This window comes from Streptomyces sp. PTL18 (assembly GCF_059510295.1).
On record NZ_JCAJZO010000033.1, the window covers coordinates 10,882 to 34,227 of the forward strand.

The following is a 23,346-nucleotide window of genomic DNA, read 5'->3' on the forward strand; positions in this document are numbered from 1 at the left end:
TCAGCTGACCTCCGCCAGCCGTTCGAGGGACGCCACCACCTCGGCGGGGCTCGGCATGGCCTCGCACCGGGCCCGCACCCGCCGGGCCGCGTCCGCGGCGTCGGGCTGTGCGGTGAGCCGGCGGATGTGGTCGCGGACGTTCTCCGCGGTGGCGTCGCGGTGGTGCAGGTAGACGCCGGCGCCCGAGCGTTCGAGGGCGCGTCCGCGCAGTTCGTGGTCGGACACGAGGGTGGAGAGCATCAGCTGGGGCACCCCGGCGACCATGGCGGTGGCGAAGCTGCCGTAGCCGCCGTGGTGGATGAGGGCCGAACAGCTCGGCAGCAGGGTGTGCAGGGCGACCGAGTCGACGGCGCGGGCGTTGTCGGGGATCGAGGTGAGCTGCTCGCGCTGGGCGGGCAACAGCGCGGCGACGACCTCGACGTCCTCGTCGGCCAGGGCGTCGAGGATCTCGGGCACGGACACGTAGTCGCCGCCGTAGTCCTCGGTGTTGGAGGCGCCGAGGCTCAGGCAGACCCGCGGCTTCTTCGGGGCCTCGCGCAGCCAGTCCCACACCACGGCGCGCCCGTTGTACGGGACGTGCCGCATGGGCAGTTCCGGGGAGGCCGTCGGGACGGACAGGGCCGGCGGCAGGGTGCTGATGGTGGCCTGGCCGTGCAGCATCTCCTCGTCGCAGGAGAACCCGAACGGCTCGGAGCGGGCCGCGAGCCAGTCGGCGAGCGGATCGACACGCTCGGACCCGGGTTGCTCCGCCATGAGTTCCAGGTACGTCTGCCGGGTGCGGCCCCACACGTCGGCGCACCACATCAGCCGCACATGGGCCGCACCGCTGATGCGGGCGGCGACGGCGCCGGCGTAGGCGAGCGGGTCGCGCACCACGAGGTCGGGCCGCCAGCTCTGCGCGAAGGCCGCGAGGTCGTCGATCATGGAGTCGTTGTAGACGGCGAAGGCGTAGGGGACGCTGAGTTGGTAGCGTTCCTTCAGCTCGGCCCAGTCGACGTCGGTGCGTTCGCAGCGGCTCCAGTTGGCCGAGCGGTAGTCCTGCGACTCGCGGTAGGCGGCCATGTCGCGGTGGATGGCGTGGTCGCTGCCCACGGGCACGGCGGTGAGTCCTGCGCGGGTGATGGTCTCGGTGGCCATGGGCTGGCTCGCCACGCGGACCTCGTGGCCGGCGGCGGCGAGCGCCCACGCCAGGGGGGCCATCAGATAGACGTGGGACTTCTCGGACAGACTGACGAACAGGACCCGCATCATGCTCCCTCGGTTCGGTGGGCCGGTTCCCGGCCTGCGGCGTACGGCGGCAGTACCGTGTCGATCCAGGTGGCGAGGGCGCCGGCGGTGGTGGCGGCGTGGGACTCCATCATCGTGAAGTGGTTGCCGGGCACGTCCACCACGCGGTCGGCGCCGTCCCAGGAGCTCTGCCACTCCCCCGGTTCGCCGGGTGCCTGTTCGGCGACGGTGACCGGGGGCTCGCTCGGCCGCACCAGCAGCACCGGCACGGCCGGCGCGCCCGGGTCCCACTCGCCGATCATATTGATGTACCAGCTCATCGCGGACAGCCGGTCGGCGTCCATGGCGGCGAACATCGACTCCCGGTCGAACATCCCGGCGAGCATCTCGGCCGAGAAGCGGGTGAACGGCGAGTCGGCACGCGGCATGTAGGTGTCGAGCAGCGCCACTCCGAGCGGGGGCCGGCCCTCCTTCTCCAGGTGACGGGCGGCGGCAAGGGCCAGCACACCGCCGGAGGAGGAGCCGGTGAGGACGAAGGGCCTGCCGTCGGCGCAGCGCAGGGCCCATTCGGCCTGGGTGCGGGCGACGACGTCCAGCGAGGCGGGCAGGGGCTCGCCGCGGCCGAATCCCGGGGTGGGCAGCGCCCACACGTCGCGGCGTCCGCGGAACGCCGAGGCGAAGCGCGCGTACTGGTGCACGCCGGCCAGTGCCACGTAGGAGCTGAAGCAGACGAGCGGGGCGCCCTCGTCACCGGCGGCCAGCCGCAGTCCGGCGGCGCGGCCGGTGAGGTCGTCCGGTGTGTCGAAGACGGGCCGCAGTCCGGCGACCGCCTGCAGCAGGGCGAAGCCCTCGTCGACGCGGCCCTGGCGGCAGGCGGTGCGGAACAGGGCGCCCACGGTGTCCTCGGGGGGTGCGCCCGTCCGCCCGGGCTCCGCGCCGGTGCGGCCCCCGGTGGCCGGGGCCGGGTCGCCGGCCGCGGCGAACCGTTCGGCGAGGTCCGCGGCGAGCGCCTGCGGAGTGTCGACGTCGAAGACGAGTGTCGGCGGCAGGCGGAAGCCGGTCAGCGAGCCGAGCCGGTTGCGCAGTTCGACCGCGGTGAGCGAGTCGAAGCCGAGTTCCGCGAAGTGCCGGTCGGGCGGCACCTCGTCGGCGGTGTCGTGCCCGAGGACCACGGCGGCCTGTTCGCGGACCGCGTCCACCAGTACGGCGAGCCGCTGCGCGGCGTCGAGGCCGGCCAGCCGGGCGGCCGGCGTCCGGCCGCCGTCCGCCGGTGCGCCGGCGGCCGTGGACCGGCGGGTGCGGGCGCGGGAGGCCGCGGGCGACTGCCGTGCCACGGCCACCACGGCCGCTTCGGGTGCGTCCAGTGCCCTGTCGAGAAGGGCGAGGCCCGCCCCGTTGCTCAGGGGCAGCATGCCGGTGCGGGCCATCCGGTCCCGGTCGGCGGCGGCCAGGCCGGCGGTCATCCCGCTGTCGGCAGCCCACAGCCCCCACGCGACGGACGTGGCGGCCAGGCCCCGGGCCCGGCGGTGCCGGGCCAGCCCGTCGAGGAACGTGTTGGCGGCGGCGTAGGCGCCCTGCCCGGCCGCGCCGAAGGTGCCCGCGGCCGAGGAGAACAGCACGAACGCCGACAGCTCCTGGCGCTCCGTCAGCCGGTGCAGCAGCCAGGCGGCATCCGCCTTCGGCCGCAGTACGGCGTCCAGCCGGGCGTCGGTCAGCGAGCTCAGCGTGGCGTCGTCGACGACCCCGGCGACGTGCACCACGGCCGTGAGGGGCCGCTCCTCGGGGACCGCGGCGAGCAGCGCCTCCAGGTCGGTCCGGTCGGCGACGTCGCAGGCGACCAGGGTCACCTCGGCGCCGTGCGCGGCGAGGTCGGAGAGCAGGGCGTCGGCGCCGGGGGCGTCGGCGCCGCGCCGGGACGCCAGGAGCAGCCTGCGCACCCCGTGGGCGGTGACGAGGTGCCGGGCCACCAGTGCGCCGAGGGCTCCGGTGGCACCGGTGACGAGGACGGTGCCGTGCGGGGGGAAGGGGGTACGGGGGGCAGTCGCCTCCGGCTCGGCCGCGGTGTCCTCGGCCGCACGGTCCAACGGGTGCAGGTCGGGCAGCAGCAGCGTTCCGGAGCGGACCGCGGCCTGCGGGTGGGTGGCGGCGATCGCGGCCGTGACGGCGGCGGCCGGGTCGAGGTCGCCGGGGATGTCGTCGGCGCCGGTGCCGGGCGTGTCAGGGACTCCGGTGGTGCCCGCCGTGTCGAGGTCCAGCAGGTGCAGCCGGTCGGGGTGTTCGAGCTGCGCGGACCGTACGAGCCCCCACAGGGCGGCGGCGGGGAGGTCCGTCACGTCCTCGTCCGGTGTGGTGCCCAGCGCACCCCGGGTGACGAGGACCAGGCGCGAGCCGGCGAAGCGGTCGTCGTCCACCCAGGCGCGCAGCAGGTCCGCGGTTGCGGCCAGCAGTTCCCGGGCGGCCTGCGGCGCGGGCGTGCCGGGGACGGCGCCGAACGTGGCCAGGACGATCCGGGGTGGCGCGGTGCCGGTGTCGACGGCCGCCGCGAGGGAGGCGAGGTCCGCGTAGCACTCCAGGTGCACGCCGGACGCGTCCAGCATCTCGGCGAGGCCGCCGTCGCCCTCGCCGAGCAGGGCCCAGCGCGCGCTCTCCGGTGCCGGGGCGGCGGACTGCGGGTCGGCGGGCCGCCAGCGCTGGACCAGCAGCGGCGGTGTCGTGTCGGCCGCTTCGGTGGTGGGCGCGTCGGGGAGCTGTCCGGCGGCGATCCGGCGCAGGACGAGCCCGTCGGCCGTGACGACGGGCTGTCCGTCGGGTCCGGCGACGGACACCGTGTAGGTGTCGGGGCGTTGGCCGGGGACCAGGTGGACGCGGAGCGCGCTCGCGCCGACCGCGTGGAGGCGAACGCCGTGCCAGGCGAACGGCAGGGTGGCCGCCGCCTCTCCGTCGGCGCCGTGGAGAGCGCGGACGAGCAGGGTCTGCACGGCCGCGTCGAGCAGCGCGGGGTGGATCGCGTACCGGGTGGCCTCGGCGCGGTGCGTCTCCGGCAGGGCGACCTCGGCGAACAGTTCGCCGTCGCGCCGCCAGACCCGGCCGAGTCCACGGAAGGCCGGCCCGTACGTGAACCCTCCGGCCGTGAACCACCCGTACCAGTCACCGCCCTCGCCCGGCCCGCCGGGTTCGACCGGCTGGGCGTCCGGCGGCGGCCAGGCGCCGGTGACGGCCGCGTCGGCCGCGGGGTCCGTGTCGGGTTCCTCGGCGAGCAGGCCCTGCGCGTGCCGGGTCCACGGCTCGTCGGGACCGGCGTCGGCGGAGCGAGAGTGGACGCTGAACGCCCGCCGCCCGTCCTCGTCGGGACCCGCGAGCGCCAGCTGGAACTGCACGGCGCCGCGCTCGGGAAGCACCAGCGGGGTCTCCAGGGTGAGTTCGGCGAGCTGCCCCAGACCGACCTGGTCGCCGGCGTGCACGGCCAGTTCGAGGTAGGCGGTGGCGGGCAGGATGGTCCGGTCCAGCACCCGGTGATCGGCGAGCCACGGGATGGCGCGCGGGGTCAGCAGTCCGCTGAACACCAGCCCACCGGTGTCGGCGACCCGTACGGCCGCGGACAGCAGCGGATGTCCGGGGCGCTCCAACCCGGCGGCGGTGACGTCGCCCGCCTGCGGGGAGGCGGCCAGCCAGTGGCGGCGGCGCTGGAAGGCGTACGTCGGCAGCGGCACCGGCGCGGTGGCGGGAAGCCACGCCGCCCAGTCCACCCCCGCCCCGTCGACGTGCAGCCGCGCCAGCGCGCCCAGCAGGGCGTCGGCTTCGGGACGGTCCTTGCGCAGCACCGGCACCAGCACCGACGCCCCGGGCTCGTCCAGACAGTCCTGCGCGAGGGCGGTCAGGGTGCCGTCGCAGCCCAGCTCCACGAACCGGCCGACACCCCGCCCGACGAGCGCCTCCACCGCATCGGCGTAGCGCACCGCCTGACGGACATGACGCACCCAGTAGTCCGGGGACGTCAACTCCTCCGCAGCGGCCACCTCACCCGTGACGGTCGAAACCAGGGCCAACCCGGGCCGGTTGTAGGTCAGGCTCTCCGCGACCTTGCGGAAGTCGCCGAGCATCGGCTCCATCAGCGGCGAGTGGAAGGCGTGGCTGACCCGCAGCGCGGTGACCTTGCGGTCCCGGGCCCGGAAGTACCCCGCGATCTCCTCCACGGCCCCGGCGGCGCCTGCGACGACCACCGCGCTGGGGCCGTTGACGGCGGCGATACCGACCCGCTCGTCGTCGAGCAGCGGCAGCACCTCCTCCTCCGACGCCTGTACGGCGAGCATCGCGCCACCCGCCGGGAGGGCCTGCATCAGCCGGCCACGCGCCGCGACCAGGCGGCAGGCGTCCGCCAGCGACCACACCCCGGCCACATGCGCCGCCGCGATCTCACCGACCGAGTGACCCGCCAGCACGTCCGGCCGCACACCCCACGACTCCAGCAGCCGGAACAGGCCCACCTCCAGGGCGAACAACGCCGGCTGGGCGTACTCCGTCCGGTTCAGAGCCTCCGCCTCGTCACCGAAGACGATTTCCTTGAGGTCGAAGGGGAGTTCCGCGTCCACCGCGTCGAAGACCTCGGCGAAGACCGGGTACGCCTCGTACAGCTCCCGCCCCATGCCCGGGCGTTGCGATCCCTGGCCCGCGAAGAGGAACGCGGTACGCACATCGCGCCGGGCCGTGCCCGTCGCCGCGTTCACCGCCTCCTCACCGACGGCGACCGCCCGCAGCGCCCGCTCCAGATCCTCCCGGTCCGCACCCCACACCACGGCCCGGTGCTCGAACAGCGACCGCGACCGCACCAGCGAGGACGCCACCCCGGCAACGCTCGGACCCTCGTCACCGGTGACGAACTCCGCCAGCCGCCCGGCCTGCGCCCGCAGCGCGGCAGCCGTACGGCCCGACACCACCCAGGGCACCGCACCACCGGCCACCGGCACCGCACCCGTGCCCTCGTCCGGCACCCCGGGCCCGTCCCCGGCGGGGGGCTCCGCCAGCACCACGTGCGCGTTCGTACCACTGATGCCGAACGACGAGACACCTGCGCGCCGTACGTGCCCGTCGAGCTGCGGCCAGGCGGTGTTCGTGTTCAGGAGTTCCACCGCGCCGGCGGACCAGTCCACGTGGGACGACGGCTCCTCGGCGTGCAGCGTGCGCGGCAGCACCCCGTGCTGCAACGCCAGCACCATCTTGATCACACCCGCCACACCCGCGGCGGCCTGCGTGTGACCGATGTTCGACTTCACCGAACCCAGCCACAACGGCTCATCCCGGTCCTGACCGTAGGTCGCGATCAGCGCCTGCGCCTCGATCGGATCACCCAGCGTCGTGCCCGTGCCGTGCGCCTCCACCGCGTCCACGTCCGCCGGACTCAGCCCGGCACCGGCCAGCGCCCGCCGGATCACCCGCTGCTGCGACGGCCCGTTCGGCGCCGTGAGACCGTTCGACGCACCGTCCTGGTTCACCGCCGAGCCCGCCACCACCGCCAGCACCCGGCGCCCCGCCGCCCGCGCATCCGACAGCCGCTCCACCAGCACCAGACCCGCGCCCTCCGAGAACCCGGCACCGTCCGCCGCGTCCGAGAACGCCTTGCACCGCCCGTCCGAGGCCAGACCCCGCTGACGGGAGAAGTCCAGGAAGAGACCCGGCGTCGACATCACCGTCACACCACCGGCCAGCGCCAGGTCGCACTCGCCGGAGCGCAGGGCCTGCACCGCCAGGTGCACAGCCACGAGCGCCGAGGAGCAGGCCGTGTCGACGGTCACCGCGGGGCCCTCCAGGCCGAGGGTGTACGACAGGCGGCCCGACATCACGCTGGCGGAGTTGCCGGTGCCGAGGTGGCCGGCGACCTCCTCGGCGGCGGTCGGGTCGAGCGGGCGGGACGCGTAGTCCTGGTAGTTGGTGCCGGCGAAGACGCCCGTGCGGGAGCCGCGCAGGCTCGTCGGATCGATCCCGGCCCGTTCGAACGCCTCCCAGGCCAGCTCCAGCAGCAGCCGCTGCTGCGGGTCCATCGCCAGCGCCTCACGCGGCGAGATGCCGAAGAAGCCGGGGTCGAAGTCGGCGACGTGGTCGAGGAAGCCACCGGCGCGGGTGCTGGCCCGGCCGGGGACTCCGGGTTCGGGGTCGTAGAGGTGGTCGAGGTCCCAGCCGCGGTCGTCGGGCCATGCGGTGATGGCGTCGGTGCCGTCGGCGAGCAGCCGCCAGAAGTCCTCGGGTGTGCTGACCCCGCCGGGGAAGCGGCAGCTCATCGCGGTGATGACGATCGGGTCGTCGTCGGTGGCGCGGGGTGCGGGCAGCACGGTGGCCTCGCCGGTGGCGCCGGCCGGGGCCGTGGCGCTGCGCAGGTGCTCGGCGAGGGTGGCGGGGGTCGGGTAGTCGAAGACCAGGGTGGCGGGCAGGGGGCGGCCCAGGGAGCCGCTGAGCGCGTTGCGCAGTTCGACGGCGGTGAGCGAGTCGAAGCCGAGTTCCCGGAAGGAGCGGGTGGGTTCGACGTCCTGGGGGCCGGTGTGGTTGAGGACGACGGCGACGTGGGCGCGGACGAGTTCCTCGAAGGCGGCGCGCTGTTCGGGTTCCGGGAGCGCGGCGAGCTGCCGGGTGAGGTCGTCGGCGCCGGAGGTGTCGGCGTCGGCTCCGGCGTGCGGCTCGTGGGCGGCGGGCCGGGCGGTCAGCGCGCGCCGGGCGTCGGGCACATCGTCGATGAAGGGGCGGGGGCGGGACGTGGTGTAGGCGTGGGCGAACAGGTCCCAGTCGATGTCGGTGACGGCGACCGTGGTGTCGTCGTGGTCGAGGGCGAGCTGGAGGGCGCCGAGGGCGAGGTCGGGCTCCATGGGGCGCACCCCGTGCCGTTGCAGGCGTTCGCCGACGGAGCCCTCGGCCATGCCGCCGTCGGCCCAGGGGCCCCAGGCGATGGCGGTGGCGGGCAGGCCGCGGGCGCGGCGCTGCTGGGCGAGGGCGTCGAGGAGGGCGTTGCCGGGCGCGTAGTTGGCGTGGCCGGGGGCGCCGATGGTGCCGGCGGTGGAGGAGAACAGGACGAACGCGGTCAGATCGAGGTGGGCGGTGAGGGCGTCCAGGTTGCGGGCGCCGCCCACCTTGACCCGCAGCACGTCGGCGAGTCGGTCGGGGGCGAGGGTGGTGACGACGCCGTCACGCAGGACGGCGGCGGTGTGGAAGACGGCGGTGAGGGGCCGTTCGGCGGGGACGGTGGCGAGGGCGGCGGCGAGCTGGTCGCGGTCGGCGATGTCGCAGGCGACGATGTCGACGTGTCCGGCGCCGAGTGCGGTGAGTTCGGCGCGCAGTTCGCCCGCGCCGGGGGCGTCCTGGCCGGTGCGGCTGAGCAGCAGCAGTCCGGGGGCGCCCTGGCGGGCGAGGTGGCGGGCGACCTGGCGGCCGAGGGCGCCGGTGCCTCCGGTGACGAGAACGGTTCCGGTGGGTGTCCACGCGCGGCGGGCGCCGAGGCCGCCGGTGGCCGCGCGGGTGAGGCGGCGGGCGAGCAGGCCGCCCGCGCGGACGGCGAGCTGGTCCTCGTGGCCCACGCCGGCGAGGGCGGCGGTGAACCGGTCGGCGGCGGGGGTGTCGAGGTCGGCGGGCAGGTCGATCAACCCGCCCCAGCGTTGGGGCTGTTCGAGGGCGACGACCCGGCCGAAGCCCCACACCAGGGCCTGCTCCGGCGTGTCCACGGTCTCCCCGCCGCCGGTGGCGACGGCTCCGCGGGTGGCGAACCAGACGGGTGCCTCCTGGCCGAGGTCGTCGAGGGCCTGGACCAGGGCGACGGTGGCGGAGAAGCCGCGGGGCAGGCCGGGCAGGCCCTCGTGCTCGCTGTCGTCGAGGGCGAGCAGCGACAGCACGGCGTGGGGTCGGTCCTCACCGGTGGCGCGCAGGAGGTCGGCGATGCGGGCGCGGTCGTCGTCGGCCGCGACGGGGACGGTCACGGGGGTGGCGCCGGTGCGGGCGAGCGCGTCGATGACGGCGGTCGTCCGGGCGTGACCGGGGTGGCCGGGGTCCTGGTGTGCGGCGGGGACGGTGACGAGCCAGGTGCCGGTGAGGACGGGGGCCGGGGGCGCGGGCAGGGGCTTCCAGGTGACGCGGTAGCGCCGGCCGTCGACGGTGGCGGTCGCGCGGCTGCGCCGGCGGTAGTCGCTCAGGGCGGGCAGAACCGTGGCGAGGGTGTCCTCGTCGAGGTGGAGGGCGGCGGCCAGCGGTGCGGTCTCGCCGTTCTCGACGGTCTGCCAGAAGCGCGCGTCGAGGTCGGTGCCCGGGGCGGCGGTGGCGCCGGGTGCGGCCGGGGTGGGCCAGTAGGTGCGGTGCTGGAACGCGTAGGTGGGCAGGTCGACGCGGGTGCCGGTGCCGATGAGGGCGGGCCAGTCGACGCGCGCGCCGCCGCGTACGGTCAGCTCGGCCAGGGAGGTGAGGAAACGGCGCGGGCCGCCCTCGCCGCGGCGCAGGGTGCCGGTGACGACGGTGCCGCTGCGGCCGTCCTCGTCGAGGGTGTCGCGGACGGCGGCGGTGAGCACGGGGTGCGGGCTGGACTCGACGAACGCCCGCACGTCCTGGGCGGCGAGGGCGCGCACGGCGTCGGCGAAGCGGACGGTGCGGCGCAGGTTCTCGTACCAGTAGGCGGCGTCGAGGCGTTCGGTGTCGAGCCAGTCGCAGGTGACGGTGGAGAAGAACGGCACCTGCGCGGCCTGCGGGCGCACGGGGGCGAGGTCGGCCAGCAGCCGCTCGCGGATCTCCTCGACCTGCGCGGAGTGGGAGGCGTAGTCGACGGGGATCTGCCGGGCCTGCGCGCCGGCGGCGGTGAGGCCGGCGACCAGGTCGCGTACGGCGTCGGCGTCGCCGGAGACGACGACGGAGGCGGGACCGTTGACGGCGGCGACCGAGATCCGGCCGTCGCAGCGGGCCAGGTGGGCCTCGACGTCGGCGACGGGCAGCAGCACGGAGGCCATGCCGCCGCGTCCGGCGAGCGCGGTGATGGCCCGGCTGCGCAGGACGACCACGCGTGCCGCGTCGTCCAGGGTGAGGGCCCCGGCGACGCAGGCGGCGGCGATCTCGCCCTGGCTGTGCCCGACGACCGCGTCGGGGTGCACTCCGCGGGACTGCCACAGCCGGGCCAGCGAGACCATCGTCACGAACAGCAGCGGCTGGACGACGTCGACGCGGTCCAGGGTGGGGGCGCCGTCCGCGCCGCGCAGGACGGCGTGCGGGGACCAGCCGGCGCAAGCCTCGACGGCGCTCGCGCAGGTGGTGAAGTGCGCGCGGAACTCGGGGTCGGTGTCGAGGAGTTCGGTGGCCATGCCGGGCCACTGGGGGCCCTGGCCGGGGAAGACGAAGACGGTGCGGCCTTCGACGTCGGCGACGCCGCGCACCAGTCCGGCCGCCGGGGCGTCGGCGGCCAGGCACTCCAGGCCGCGCAGCAGCTCCGTGCGGTCGTCGGCGACGACCACCGCGCGGTGTTCGAAAGCGGCGCGGGTGGCCGCCAACGACCAGGCCAGGTCGTGCGGGGCGAAGGCGTCCGGGGTGCCGGCGTCGGCGCGCAGCCGGGCGTGCAGGGCGGCGGCCTGGGCGCGCAGCGCGGTGGCGCTGCGGGCGGAGACGACGTAGGGGAGGGTGGGCCGCGGCAGCCGGGCGCTGTCGGCGGCGGGGGTCCCGCCGATGGCCCGGTGGGCGGGCTCGGCGTGGCCGGGCGGTTCGGGGGCGGGCTGTTCGAGGATGACGTGGGCGTTGGTGCCGCTGACGCCGAACGACGAGACGCCCGCGGTGCGAGGGCGGTCGGCGGTGGGCCAGGGGCGGGGCCCGGTGAGCAGTTCGACCCGGCCCGCGCTCCAGTCGACGTGGCTGGTGGGCCGGTCGACATGGAGGGTGCGGGGCAGCGTGCCGTGCTGCATGGCCAGCACCATCTTCATGACGCCGGCGACACCGGCGGCGGCCTGGGTGTGACCGATGTTCGACTTCACCGAGCCGAGCCACAGCGGCTGTTCGCGGTCCTGGCCGTAGGTGGCGAGCAGGGCCTGCGCCTCGATCGGGTCGCCGAGTGTCGTACCGGTGCCGTGCGCCTCGACGGCGTCGACGTCTGCGGCGGACAGCCGCGCGTCGGCGAGGGCCTGCCAGATGACGCGCTGCTGGGAGGGGCCGTTGGGCGCGGTCAGGCCGTTGGACGCGCCGTCCTGGTTGACGGCGCTGCCGCGGACCACGGCGAGCACGGGGTGGCCGAGACGGCGGGCGTCGGCGAGCCGCTCCACGAGCAGCATGCCCGCTCCCTCGGCCCAGCCGGTGCCGTCGGCCGCGTCGGCGAACGCCTTGCAGCGGCCGTCCGGGGCGAGGCCCCGCTGCCTGCTGAACTCCAGGAACAGGCCGGGCGTCGACATCACGGTGACGCCGCCGGCCAGCGCCAGGTCGCACTCCCGCGCGCGCAGCGCCCGCACGGCCAGGTGCAGGGCGACCAGGGAGGAGGAGCAGGCCGTGTCGACGGTGACCGCCGGGCCCTCCAGGCCGAGGGTGTAGGAGATGCGGCCCGAGACGACGCTCGCGGCGTTGCCCGTGCCGACGTGTCCTTCCAGGCCCTCCTGCGAGGCGAGCAGCAGCGCCGGGTAGTCCTGGCCGTTGGTGCCGGCGAAGACACCCGTGCGGGAGCCGCGCAGGCTCGTCGGGTCGATCCCGGCCCGCTCGAACGCCTCCCAGGAGATCTGCAGCAGCAGCCGCTGCTGCGGGTCCATCGCCATCGCCTCGCGCGGCGAGATCCCGAAGAACGACGCGTCGAAGGCACCCGCCCCGGCGAGGGCGCCGCCGCGGGTGCTGTACGTCCTGCCGGGGCGGCCGGGCTCCGGGTCGTAGTGGTCGGCGAGGTTCCAGCCGCGGTCGGTGGGCCACTCGGCGACCGCGTCCGCACCGGATTCCAGCAGCCGCCAGAGCTCCTCGGGCGAGTCGGCGCCACCGGGGAGGCGGCAGCTCATCGCGACGATGGCGACGGGCTCCCGCGACGCGGACTCGGCCTCCCGCAGCCGTCTGCGCGTCTCGTGCAGGTCACCGGTGACCTTCTTGAGGTAGCTGAGGAGCCTCTCCTGCTCGTTCACGCGTACTCACCCACCTGGAAGGTCGTGTCGGTCGTGGCGGGGACGTGGGCCCGCCGGGTGGCGCTCCGCCTCGGGGCGGGGGTCCGCTCGGCGGCGGGGATCGCGCGGGAGGCGGTCAGCGCCGTCGCCCGGTCGGCAGCCGTGGCCGTACGAACGGCCGTGGCCGTACGACCGGTCGCGGCCGGCGTGCGACCGCCCGTGACCGCCGTACCGGGGGCACCCGCGGTCCGGTGCGGGTCGGTGCGGCCCGGCGGGGTGCCGGGTCCACTGCCGCCGGCGGTCACGGCACCGGCCCTCCTCGTGGTCGCGCTCATGAGATGCCGAGGTCGTTGTCGATGAGGGCGAAGATCTCCTCCGCGCCCGCGGACTCGATCCGCTCCTGCATGTCGCCCGCGCCGTCCTGGGTCCGCCCGGCGGTCCGCATCTCGTCCTCGCCGTTCCAGCGGGAGGCGAGGGCGAGCAGACGGGAGGCGATCCGGCCGCGCCGCGCGTCGCCCTCGGCGAGCCGGCCAAGGGCGGCCTCCAGTTGGTCGAGGGCGTCCAGGACGGGCGCGCCGCCGTCCTCGTTGCCGGTCAGGGACCGCAGGTGGCGTGCGAGCACGCGCGGCGTGGGCTGGTCGAACAGGAGCGTGGCGGGCAGTTGCAGCCCGGCGGCGACACCGAGCCGGTTGCGCAGCTCGACCGCCATCAGCGAGTCGAAGCCCAGTTCGGTGAAGGCGCGGTCGGGGTCGACGGCGTCGGCCGAGCCGTGTCCGAGGACGGTGGCGACGTGTCCGCGGACCAACTGGAGCAGCAGACGCTCCTGTTCGGCCTCGGACAGTCCGGCGAGCCGGGTGCGCAGCTCCCCGCCCGTCGTGTCGTCCGCGCCGCCCTGCTGCGACGACTGCCGCAACAGCGCCTGGGCCTCGGGAAGTTCGGCGAGCAGCGGGGCGGGCCGTACGGCGGTGAAGCCGGGGACGAAGCACTCCCAGTCGAGGTCGGCAACAATCAGTGCGGCCTCGGCTCCGGTGACGGCCCGGTCCAGCGCGGCGAGCGCGAGGTCCGGGTCGAGCGGGACGACTCCCCCGGCGCGCAGCCGGGCCTCGGCGTCCGGACCGCCGGCCGCCATGCCGCCGCCGGCCCACGGGCCCCAGGCGACGGAGGTGGCCGGCAGTCCCTCGGCGCGGCGCCGGGCGGCGAGCGCGTCGAGGTAGGCGTTGGCGGCGGCGTAGTTGGCCTGGCCGGCCGAGCCGACGGTGCCCGCGAACGACGAGAACAGCACGAACGCGGACAGCTCGCGGTCCCGGGTCAGCCGGTCGAGGTTGCGGGCCGCGGCGAGCTTGGGCCGCAGCACCGCCTCCAGTCGCTCGGGGGTGAGCGACTGGAGCAGCCCGTCGTCCAGGACCCCCGCGGCGTGCACCACGGCGTCGACCGGGTGCTCGGCCAGCAGGGCGGTGAGCGCGTCTGCGTCGGCGGTGTCGCAGGCGGCGAGGGTCACCGCGGCGCCCGTGGCGGCGAGTTCGTCGCGCAGCGCCTGTGCGCCCTCGGCGTCGGGGCCGCGGCGGCCGACGAGCAGCAGGTGCCGTGCGCCGCGCTCGGCGAGCCGGCGGGCGACTCGGGCGCCGAGGGCGCCGGTGCCGCCGGTGACGAGCACGGTCTGTCCGGCGCAGTCCCAGGTGCCCGCGCCCTTCGCGTCGGAGGCGGAGGGACGGGCGTGCACGAGGCGCCGGGCGAGGATCCCGGTGGCCCGTACGGCGATCTGGTCCTCGCCGGTGGTGCCGGACAGCACCGCGGCGAGCCGTTCGGCGCTGCGGCCGTCGGGTTCGGCGGGCAGGTCGACGAGGCCGCCCCAGCGCTGCGGGGTCTCCAGCGCGGCGACCCGGCCCAGTCCCCAGGCGGCGGCCTGCGCCGGCGAGGCCGGGCGTTCGCGGTCGCCGGCGGCGACGGCGCCGGAGGTGGCGCACCACAGGGGCGCGCCGATCTCCAGGTCGCCGAGTGCCTGGGTGAGGGCGAGCAGCGCGGCGAGGCCGGCCGGGGTGGCGGTGTACTCGTCGGTCGCCGGCTGTGTCTCGTCGAGGGCCAGCAGCGACAGGACGCCCTGCAGGGTGTCCCGTTCGGGGAGCTTGCGCAGCTGTTCGGTGAGGGCGGCTCGGTCGGTGAGGGCGCAGTCCACGACGAGCGGCACGGGGCGCGCGCCGTGCGCGGTCAGGGCCTCGGCGAGCGTGTCGGTCCACGGGTCGTCGGCGCGGGATGCGGGCACCGCGAGCAGCCACGTGCCCGGCAGGACCGGCGGGGCGCCGTCCGGTACGGGCCGCCAGGCCACCGTGTAGGTGCCGGAGTCGAGGGCGGAGCGTTCGCGGCGGCGGCGCCGCCAGGACGTCAGCGCGGGCAGCAGTTCGCCGATCGGTGTGCCGGCGCCGAGGCCGGGCCGGTCGGTGAGTTCGCCGAGGCCGCTGAGGTCGCCGCGTTCGACGGCGGCCCAGAACTCCTCGTCCAGCCGGTCCGCCCCGCCGCCCGCCGGGGCGGTCGCCGGGGTGGCGGTGTCCGGCCAGAAGTGGCTTCGCTGGAAGGCGTACGTGGGCAGCTCGACCGTACGGGCCGGGCCGGTCGGCGCGGCGGCGAGGCCGCGTACGTACAGGGCGCCGGCGGCCAGCAGCGCGGCGACCGGTTCGGGCCGGCCGCGGCGCAGCAGGGGCACGGCGAGGGCCCGGCTCTCCGCGTCGTCCTCGCCGGTGGCCTGGAGCGTGTCGAGGGTGAGCGCGGTCAGCGAGCCGTCGGGGCCGAGCTCGACGAAGGCGCCGACGCCGTCCTGCCGCAGGGTGCGCACCCCGTCGGCGAACCGCACGGTGCCCCGCACGTGCCGCACCCAGTGGTCCGGCGAGGCGAGTGCGGCCTCGGTGGCCCGTTCGCCCGTCACGTTGGAGACGATCGGGATCGCGGGCGCGGCATAGCGCACGCCCCGCGCGACCTCCTCGAACTCCGCAAGCATCGCGTCCATATGCGCTGAGTGAAACGCATGGCTGACCCGCAAACGCCTAGTCTTTCGGCCCAGTGCGTCGAAATGACCGGCGATGTCCGACACGGCGTCCTCGTCGCCGGACACGACGACCGCGCGGGGCCCGTTGACTGCGGCGATGGCGGCGCTCTCGCCGAGCAGTTCCAGCACCTCGTCCTCGGTGGCCTCGACGGCGGCCATCGCGCCGCCCTCGGGCAGCGCGTCCATGAGCCGTCCGCGGGCGGCGACGAGCGCGCAGGCGTCCGGCAGGGTCAGCACACCGGAGACGTGCGCGGCGGACAGTTCGCCGATGGAGTGGCCCATCAGCGCGTCCGGGGTGACGCCCCAGGAGCGGACCAGCTCGTACAGGGCCACGTGCACGGCGAACAGCGCGGGCTGGGTGTAGGCGGTGCGGTCGAGCAGCCGGGCGAGCCCGGTGCCCTCCTCGGCGAGGACGACGTCGGCCAGCGGAACCGTCAGGTGCGGTCCGAACGCCTCGCAGATCCGGTGGAAGGCGTCGGAGTACACCGGGAAGCGGTCGAGGAGTTCGCGGCCCATGCCGGGGCGCTGCGAGCCCTGCCCGCTGAACAGGAACGCGGTACGGCCCGACGCACCCGTACGGCCGCGGACGACGCCCGCGGGGTCCTCGCCGCGGGCCAGGGCGGCGAGCCCGGCCAGCAGTTCCTCCCGGTCGGCGCCGACCACGACGGCCCGGTGCTCGAACACCGCGCGGCCGCCTGCCAGCGAGTGGGCGATGTCCGCCGGGTCCAGGCCGGGGCGGGCGGCGACGTGGGCGTGCAGCCGTTCGGCCTGGCCGCGCAGGGCGGCCGGGGTCCGGCCGCTGAGCGGCCAGGCGAGCTGCTGCACGCCCTGCGGCTCGCCGGAGCGGGGCGTGCCGGTGTCGTCCTGCGGGACGCCGGCACTCTCGCAGGCGCCCTCTTCGAGGACGACGTGGGCGTTGGTGCCGCTGATGCCGAACGACGACACGGCGGCCCGGCGCGGGTGGTCGGCACGTGGCCAGGGCTGTGCCTCGGCGAGCAGTTCGACGCGGCCCGCCGTCCAGTCGACGTGGGTGGTCGGGCGGGACAGGTGCAGGGTGCGCGGGAGCATACCGTGCCGCATGGCCAGGACCGTCTTGATGACGCCGGCGACACCGGCGGCGGCCTGGGTGTGGCCGATGTTGGACTTCACCGAGCCCAGCCACAGCGGGCGTTCGCGGTCCTGGCCGTAGGTGGCCAGCAGCGCCTGCGCCTCGATCGGGTCGCCGAGCGTCGTACCCGTGCCATGGGCCTCCACCGCGTCCACATCGGCCGGGGCCAGGCCCGCCGACGCCAGGGCGGCCCGGATGACCCGCTGCTGCGACGGGCCGTTGGGGGCGGTCAGGCCGTTGCTGGCGCCGTCGGAGTTGACGGCGCTGCCCCGGACCACGGCGAGCACCGGGTGCCCGTTGCGGCGGGCGTCGGACAGCCGCTCCAGCAACAGGATGCCGGCACCTTCGCCCCAGCCGGTGCCGTCGGCGTCGTCGGAGAACGCCTTGCAGCGGTGGTCGCCGGCGAGGCCGCCCTGCCGGTCGAAGTCGGCGAACGCGCCCGGCGTCGCCATCACCGTCACACCGCCGGCCAGGGCCAGGTCGCACTCGCCGGACCGCAGGGACTGCGCGGCCCAGTGCAGCGCGACCAGGGAGGACGAGCAGGCGGTGTCCACGGTCACCGCGGGCCCCTCCAGGCCGAGCACGTAGGCGACCCGGCCGGAGGCCACGCTCGCGGCGTGCCCGGTGAGCAACTGGCCCTGCGCGTCCTCCGGGACGGCGTGCGCGGCCGACCCGTAGCCCTGGTAGTTGGTGCCGACGAACACACCGGTGCGCGATCCGTGCAGCGACCGCGGATCGATCGCGGCCCGCTCCAGCGCCTCCCAGGAGATCTCCAGCAGCAGCCGCTGCTGCGGGTCCATCGCCAGCGCCTCACGCGGGGAGATCCCGAAGAAGTCCGGGTCGAACTCGGCGGCGTCGTACAGGAATCCGCCCTCGATGCCGTCGGCCTGCCAGCCGCGGTCCGCGGGGGGCCCGCCGATCGCGTCGACCCCGTCGGCGAGGAGTTGCCAGAACTCCTCGGGGCTGCGCACCCCGCCGGGGAAGCGGCAGCCGATGCCGACGACGGCGATGCGTGCGTCGTCGTCGGCCGCGTCGTGAACGGTCCGGGACACGGCGCCCTGGGTGGCCCCGCCGGCGGGTGCGGTGTCGCCGAGGAGTTCGCCGCCGATGTGGCGGGCCAGGGCCTGCGGCGACGGGTAGTCGAACACCAGGGTGGCCGGCAGGCGGAGCCCGGTCGCGGCGCCCAGCCGGTTGCGCAGTTCGACGGCCGTCAGTGAGTCGATGCCGAGGCCGCGGAAGTCCCGGCCGGGCTCCACCGTGTCCGCGCCCGCGTGCCCCAGCACCAGTGCGGTCTGGGTGCGGACGAGGTCCAGCACGGCCGTCGCGCGTTCCGCGTCCGCCAGGCCGGCGAGCCGCGCCCGGAAGCTCCGGGCCGCGTCGCCGTCGCCCGCGGCGGACGCCGTGCGCCGGGCCGGGGCGACGGCGAGGCCCCGCAGTATGGCGGGCAGCGCGGCGACGGCCTGCCGGTCCCGCAGCACGCGCCGGTCCAGCGCGATCGGCACCAGCGCCGCCTCGGTGCGCCGCCAGGCCGCGTCGAGGGCGGCGAGGCCCTGTTCGGCGCTGAGGGGCCGCATGCCGCCGCGGGCCATGCGCCGCAGGTCGGCCTCGGACAGCTCGGCCGTCATGCCGGTGCCGGGTGCCCAGGGGCCCCAGGCCAGGGACACGGCGGGCAGTCCGGCGGTGCGGCGGCCGGATGCGAAGGCGTCCAGGAAGGCGTTCGCCGCCGCGTAGTTGGCCTGCCCGGCACCGCCGAAGGTACCGGCGACGGAGGAGAACATCACGAACGCCGCCAGGTCCGCATCGCGGGTCAGCTCGTGCAGGTGGGCCACCGCGTCGACCTTCGGCCGCAGCACGTGCGCCAGCCGGCCGGGGGTGAGCGCGGAGACCACGCCGTCGTCGACGATGCCCGCCGTGTGGACGACCGCCGTCAGCGGGTGCTCCGCCGGAACCGCACCGAGCACGGCAGAGAGCTGATCCCGGTCGGCCACGTCCACGGCAACCACCTCGACCCGCGCTCCCGACTCGCCGAGCTCACCGACGAGTTCTGCTGCACCGGGCGCCTCGATACCACGCCGGCTCGCCAGCAGCAGATGCCGTACACCGTGCTCGGTCACCAGATGCCGGGCCACCAGCGCGCCCAGACCGCCCGTGCCACCGGTCACCAGCACCGTGCCATCCGGGTTCAGCGGCGCCGGGACCGTGAGGACCACCTTGCCGACATGCCGCGCCTGCGACAGATGGCGGAAGGCGTCCGGCGCACGCCGCACATCCCAACACGTGACCGGCAACGGCTTGAGCGCACCGGCCTCGAACAACTCCACCAGATCGGCCAGCATCCGCCCGATCCGCTCCGGACCGGCCTCCCACAGGTCGAACGCCCGGTAGACAACGCCCGGATGGTCGTTCCCGACCGTTGCCGCGTCGCGGACATCGGTCTTGCCCATCTCCAGGAACCGCCCACCACGCGGCAGCAACCGCAACGAGGCGTCCACGAACTCACCGGCCAGCGAATCCAGTACGACGTCCACACCGGCACCACCGGTCGCGGCGAGGAACGCCGCCTCGAAGCCGGTGTCGCGGGAGGACGCGATGTGCTCCCCGTCCAGACCCAGCTCCCGCAGCGTGCCCCACTTGCCGGCACTCGCCGTACCGAACACCTCCGCGCCCAGATGGCGGGCCAGCTGGGTGGCGGCCATGCCGACACCGCCGGCCGCCGCGTGCACCAGGACCCGCTCCCCGGCCCGCAGCGAGCCGAGGTCGGTCAGCGCGTAGTACGCCGTCAGGAACACGATCGGCACGGACGCCGCCTGCGCGAACGACCACCCCGCCGGAATCCGGACCACCGTCCGCACGTCCGCGACCGCCACCGGGCCGAAGGAACCGGGGAACATGCCCATCACGCGGTCACCGACCGCCAGCCCGGACACGCCCGGACCGACCTCCGTCACCACACCGGCGCCCTCGAGACCGAAGTCCTTCGCGTCCCCCGGGTACATGCCGAGCGCGTTGAGGACGTCGCGGAAGTTGAGGCCCGCCGCACGCACCGCGATCCGAACCTGGCCCTCCGCCAACTCCGACTCCGAGTCGACGGGCGTGAGCGCCAGCCCCTCCAGCGTGCCCTTCTCGACGATGTCCAGCCGCCAGGCCGGCGCACCGGCCGGGACGGGGAGTTCCCGGTCGGCGGTGGCGCGGGCCAGGCGCGGGGCGAAGGCGGCTCCCGAGCGCAGGGCGATCTCCGCCTCGTCGGAGGCGAGGGCCGCCGCGAGCGTGGTCCAGGACTCGGGGGCGGCGTCCACGTCGGCCAGTGCGAACCGTCCGGGGTTCTCGGCGCGGGCGGCCCGCACCAGGCCCCACACCGCGCCGAGCGCGGGGTCGGGCCCGGTGGTCTCGAGCGCCACGGCGCCCTCGGTCACCACCACGAGCCGGGCGCCCTCGAAGCGCTCTTCCGCCAGCCAGGTGCGGATCAGCTCCAGGGTGGCCGCCGTGGCGGCGTGGGCCGCCGACGCCGGGTCCCCCTCGGGGCGCACGACGCGGACCAGGGCGTCCGCACCGGCCGCGACGGTGTGCTCGGGGAGGGAGGTGGGCACGTCCGCCGGCGTCGCGGGGAAGCCGGACCCGTCGCCCGCCGCAGCCTGCTCGGCGCGCAGCGGGGTCCACTCGACTCGGTGCAGCAGGTCCGCGTGGCCGCCGGCGGCCGGGGCGCCGGGGGCCGCCGTGAGGGGGCGCAGGGTGAGGGAGGTGACGGTGGCGACGGGTGCGCCGGTCGGGTCGGTGAGGTCGAGCGCGACCGCTCCCGAGCCGGTGGGGCGCAGCCGGGCGTGCAGGCCGGCGGCCCCGGTGGCGTGCAGGGTGACGCCCTCCCAGGAGAACGGCAGGCCCGGCCCGGACGCCTCGCCCGCGCCGTCGGCGGTCGCGGGCGCGGTGCCGAGGGCGTGCAGGAGCGAGTCCAGCAGGGCGGGGTGGATGCCGTAGCGGCGTGCCTCGCCGGTCGCCTCGGCGGGCAGGGCCGCCTCGGCGAACACGTCGTCGCCGTGTCGCCGTACCGCGGTGAGTCCGCGGAACAGCGGGCCGTACGCCAGCCCCGTGGCGGCCAGTTGGTCGTACAGGCCGTCGGTGGGGATGCCGGTGGCGTCGGCGGGCGGGCGGGTGCCGTCGGCGGGGTCGGTGGGCTCGGGCCGCAGGGTGCCGGTCGCGTGCTGCGTCCACGGCTCGTCGTCGACGTCGTCGGTGCTGTCGGCGGGGCGTGAGTAGACGCCGATGTCGCGTCGCCCGGTGGCGTCGGGGGCACCGACGGTGACCTGGAGCCGGGCCGCGCCGTGCTCGGGCAGCACCAGCGGGATGTGCAGGGTGAGTTCCTCGACCGTGGCGCAGCCGACGCGGTCGGCGGCGTGGAGGGCGAGTTCCAGGAAGGCGGTGCCGGGCAGCAGGACCGACCCGGAGACGACGTGTTCGGCCAGCCAGGGCTGGAGCCGGGTGGAGAGCCGCCCGGTGAGGACGGCCGTGCCGCTGTCCGCGAGGGTGACGGCGGCGCCGAGCAGCGGGTGTCCGGCGGCGGACAGGCCGGCGGAGCGCAGGTCGCCCGGGTGGGCGCCGCCCGGGCGCGGCCAGTAGCGGCTGTGCTGGAAGGCGTAGGTGGGCAGTTCGACGGTGCGTGCCGCGGGCAGCAGTGCGGCCCAGCCGACGTCGGCGCCGTGGGTGTGGAGCGTGGCGGTCGCGGTGAGCAGCGCGTGGGACTCGGGGCGGTCGGTGCGCAGGGCGGGGACCGCCACCGGTTCGCCGTCGGTGAGCGAGGCGTGGACGAGGGCGGTGAGGGTGCCGTCGGGGCCGAGTTCGAAGAACCGGGTGACGCCGTCGGTGTGCAGGGTGTGCACGGCGTCGGCGAACCGGACGGCGTGCCGGACGTGCCGCACCCAGTGGTCCGGAGACATCAGGTCCTCGGGGTCGGCGCTCTCGCCGGTCAGCGTGGAGACGATCTCCAGCTGAGGCCGCTCGTACGACAGTTCCTGGGCGACCGCCCGGAAGTCGGCGAGCATCGGCTCCATCAGCGGCGAGTGGAAGGCGTGGCTGACCCGCAGCGCGGTGACCTTGCGGTCCCGGGCCCGGAAGTACCCCGCGATCTCCTCCACGGCCCCGGCGGCGCCTGCGACGACCACCGCGCTGGGGCCGTTGACGGCGGCGATACCGACCCGCTCGTCGTCGAGCAGCGGCAGCACCTCCTCCTCCGACGCCTGTACGGCGAGCATCGCGCCACCCGCCGGGAGGGCCTGCATCAGCCGGCCACGCGCCGCGACCAGGCGGCAGGCGTCCGCCAGCGACCACACCCCGGCCACATGCGCCGCCGCGATCTCACCGACCGAGTGACCCGCCAGCACATCCGGCCGCACACCCCACGACTCCAACAGCCGGAACAGGCCCACCTCCAGGGCGAACAACGCCGGCTGGGCGTACTCCGTCCGGTTCAGGGCCTCCTGATCCTCGCCGAACACGACCTCGCGCAGCGGGCGCGGCAGTTCGGTGTCCAGGTGGGCGCAGGCCGCGTCGAAGGCGTCCGCGAAGACCGGATACGCGTCATACAGCTCCCGCCCCATACCGCAGCGTTGCGATCCCTGGCCCGCGAAGAGGAAGGCCGTGCGGCCCTCGGGGTGCGCGCGGCCGGTGACGGTGTCCGTGGTGGGCTCGCCGGCGGTCAGGGAGGCGAGGGCCGCCCGGAGTGCGTCGCGGTCGGTGCCGAGGACGACGGCGCGGTGTTCGTGCGCGGTGCGGGTGGTGGCGAGGGACCGCCCGATGTCGGCGGCGGTGAGGTCGGGTCGTGCCGCGGTGTGCGCGAGCAGGCGTGCGGCCTGGTCACGCAGGGCGTCGGCGGAGGCACCGGAGATCACCCAGGGCAGTGGGCCGGTACCGGCCGCGGTGGGTTGCGTCGTCGGCTCGGTGCCCTGTGGCCGCCCGGGCTGCTGCGGCTGTTCGACCGTGGGCGGCTCCTCCACGATGACGTGGGCGTTGGTGCCGGAGACACCGAAGGCGGAGACGCCGGCGCGGCGCGGCCGGTCGCCGGCGGTCCACGGCCGGCTCTCGGTGAGCAGTTCCACGGCGCCGGCGGACCAGTCGACATGGGAGGACGGCTGTTCGGCGTGCAGGGTGGGCGGCAGGACGCCGTGGCGCATCGCCTCGACCGTCTTGATGATGCCGGCGACGCCCGCGGCGGCCTGGGTGTGCCCGATGTTCGACTTCAACGAGCCGAGGTACAGGGGCTGTTCGCGGTCCTGGCCGTAGGTGGCCAGGAGGGCCTGCGCCTCGATCGGGTCGCCGAGGGCCGTACCGGTGCCGTGCGCCTCGACGGCGTCCACGTCGGCCGGGGCGAGCCCGGCGTCGGCCAGCGCGGCACGGATGACGCGCTGCTGGGCGGGCCCGTTGGGCGCGGTGAGACCGTTGGAGGCGCCGTCCTGGTTGACCGCGGAGCCGGCGATCACCGCGAGCACGTCGTGCCCGTTGCGGCGGGCGTCGGACAGCCGCTCGACGACGAGGACGCCGACACCCTCGGCCCAGCCGGTGCCGTCGGCGTCGTCGGAGAACGCCTTGCAGCGCCCGTCGGCGGCGAGACCGCCCTGGCGGCTGAACTCGATGAAGGCGCCGGGGGTGGACATCACGGTGACGCCGCCCGCGAGGGCGAGGTCGCACTCGCCGGAGCGCAGGGACTGCGCGGCCAGGTGCAGTGCGACGAGGGAGGACGAGCAGGCGGTGTCGACGGTGAGGGTGGGGCCTTCGAGGCCGAGGACGTAGGCGATGCGGCCGGAGACCACCGCGGCGGCGTTGCCGGTGCCGAGGAAGCCGTCGCCGGCGTCGGGGGTGCTCAGCAGCAGCGCGGGATAGTCCTGGCCGTTGGAGCCCATGAACACGCCGGTGCGGGA

Annotated in this window: 4 protein-coding genes (1 of these 4 only partly in view); all 4 read right to left on the reverse strand. The window is 75.9% G+C overall.

The genetic code is table 11. The features are described from left to right. Tightly spaced (each overlapping or abutting the next), the 4 genes in view from AC5WS8_RS34955 to AC5WS8_RS34970 form a layout consistent with a single transcriptional unit that may run on beyond the window. Window positions 1–1,251 carry an activator-dependent family glycosyltransferase gene (locus AC5WS8_RS34955; RefSeq protein ID WP_496107544.1) on the reverse strand — a complete coding sequence of 417 codons (1,251 nt, stop codon included), beginning with the start codon at window positions 1,249–1,251 and terminating at the stop codon, window positions 1–3. Next, the gene (locus AC5WS8_RS34960; protein ID WP_496107545.1) at window positions 1,248–12,317 is read right to left on the reverse strand and encodes a type I polyketide synthase; all 11,070 of its coding nucleotides are present in this window, start codon (window positions 12,315–12,317) and stop codon (window positions 1,248–1,250) included. Before AC5WS8_RS34960 ends, AC5WS8_RS34955 begins: the two co-directional genes overlap by 4 nt. Beyond that, a complete protein-coding gene (locus AC5WS8_RS34965) occupies window positions 12,314–12,631 on the reverse strand; it encodes a hypothetical protein (RefSeq protein WP_496107546.1) in 318 nt (105 codons plus the stop codon). Before AC5WS8_RS34965 ends, AC5WS8_RS34960 begins: the two co-directional genes overlap by 4 nt. Then, window positions 12,628–23,346, reverse strand: partial view of a type I polyketide synthase gene (locus tag AC5WS8_RS34970; protein WP_496107547.1) — the 3' portion only. Its footprint extends 5,037 nt past the window's final position; the window shows 10,719 of its 15,756 coding nt (coding positions 5,038–15,756); its start codon lies off the right edge, out of view; it ends in the stop codon at window positions 12,628–12,630. The genes AC5WS8_RS34965 and AC5WS8_RS34970 overlap by 4 nt, the downstream gene beginning before the upstream one ends.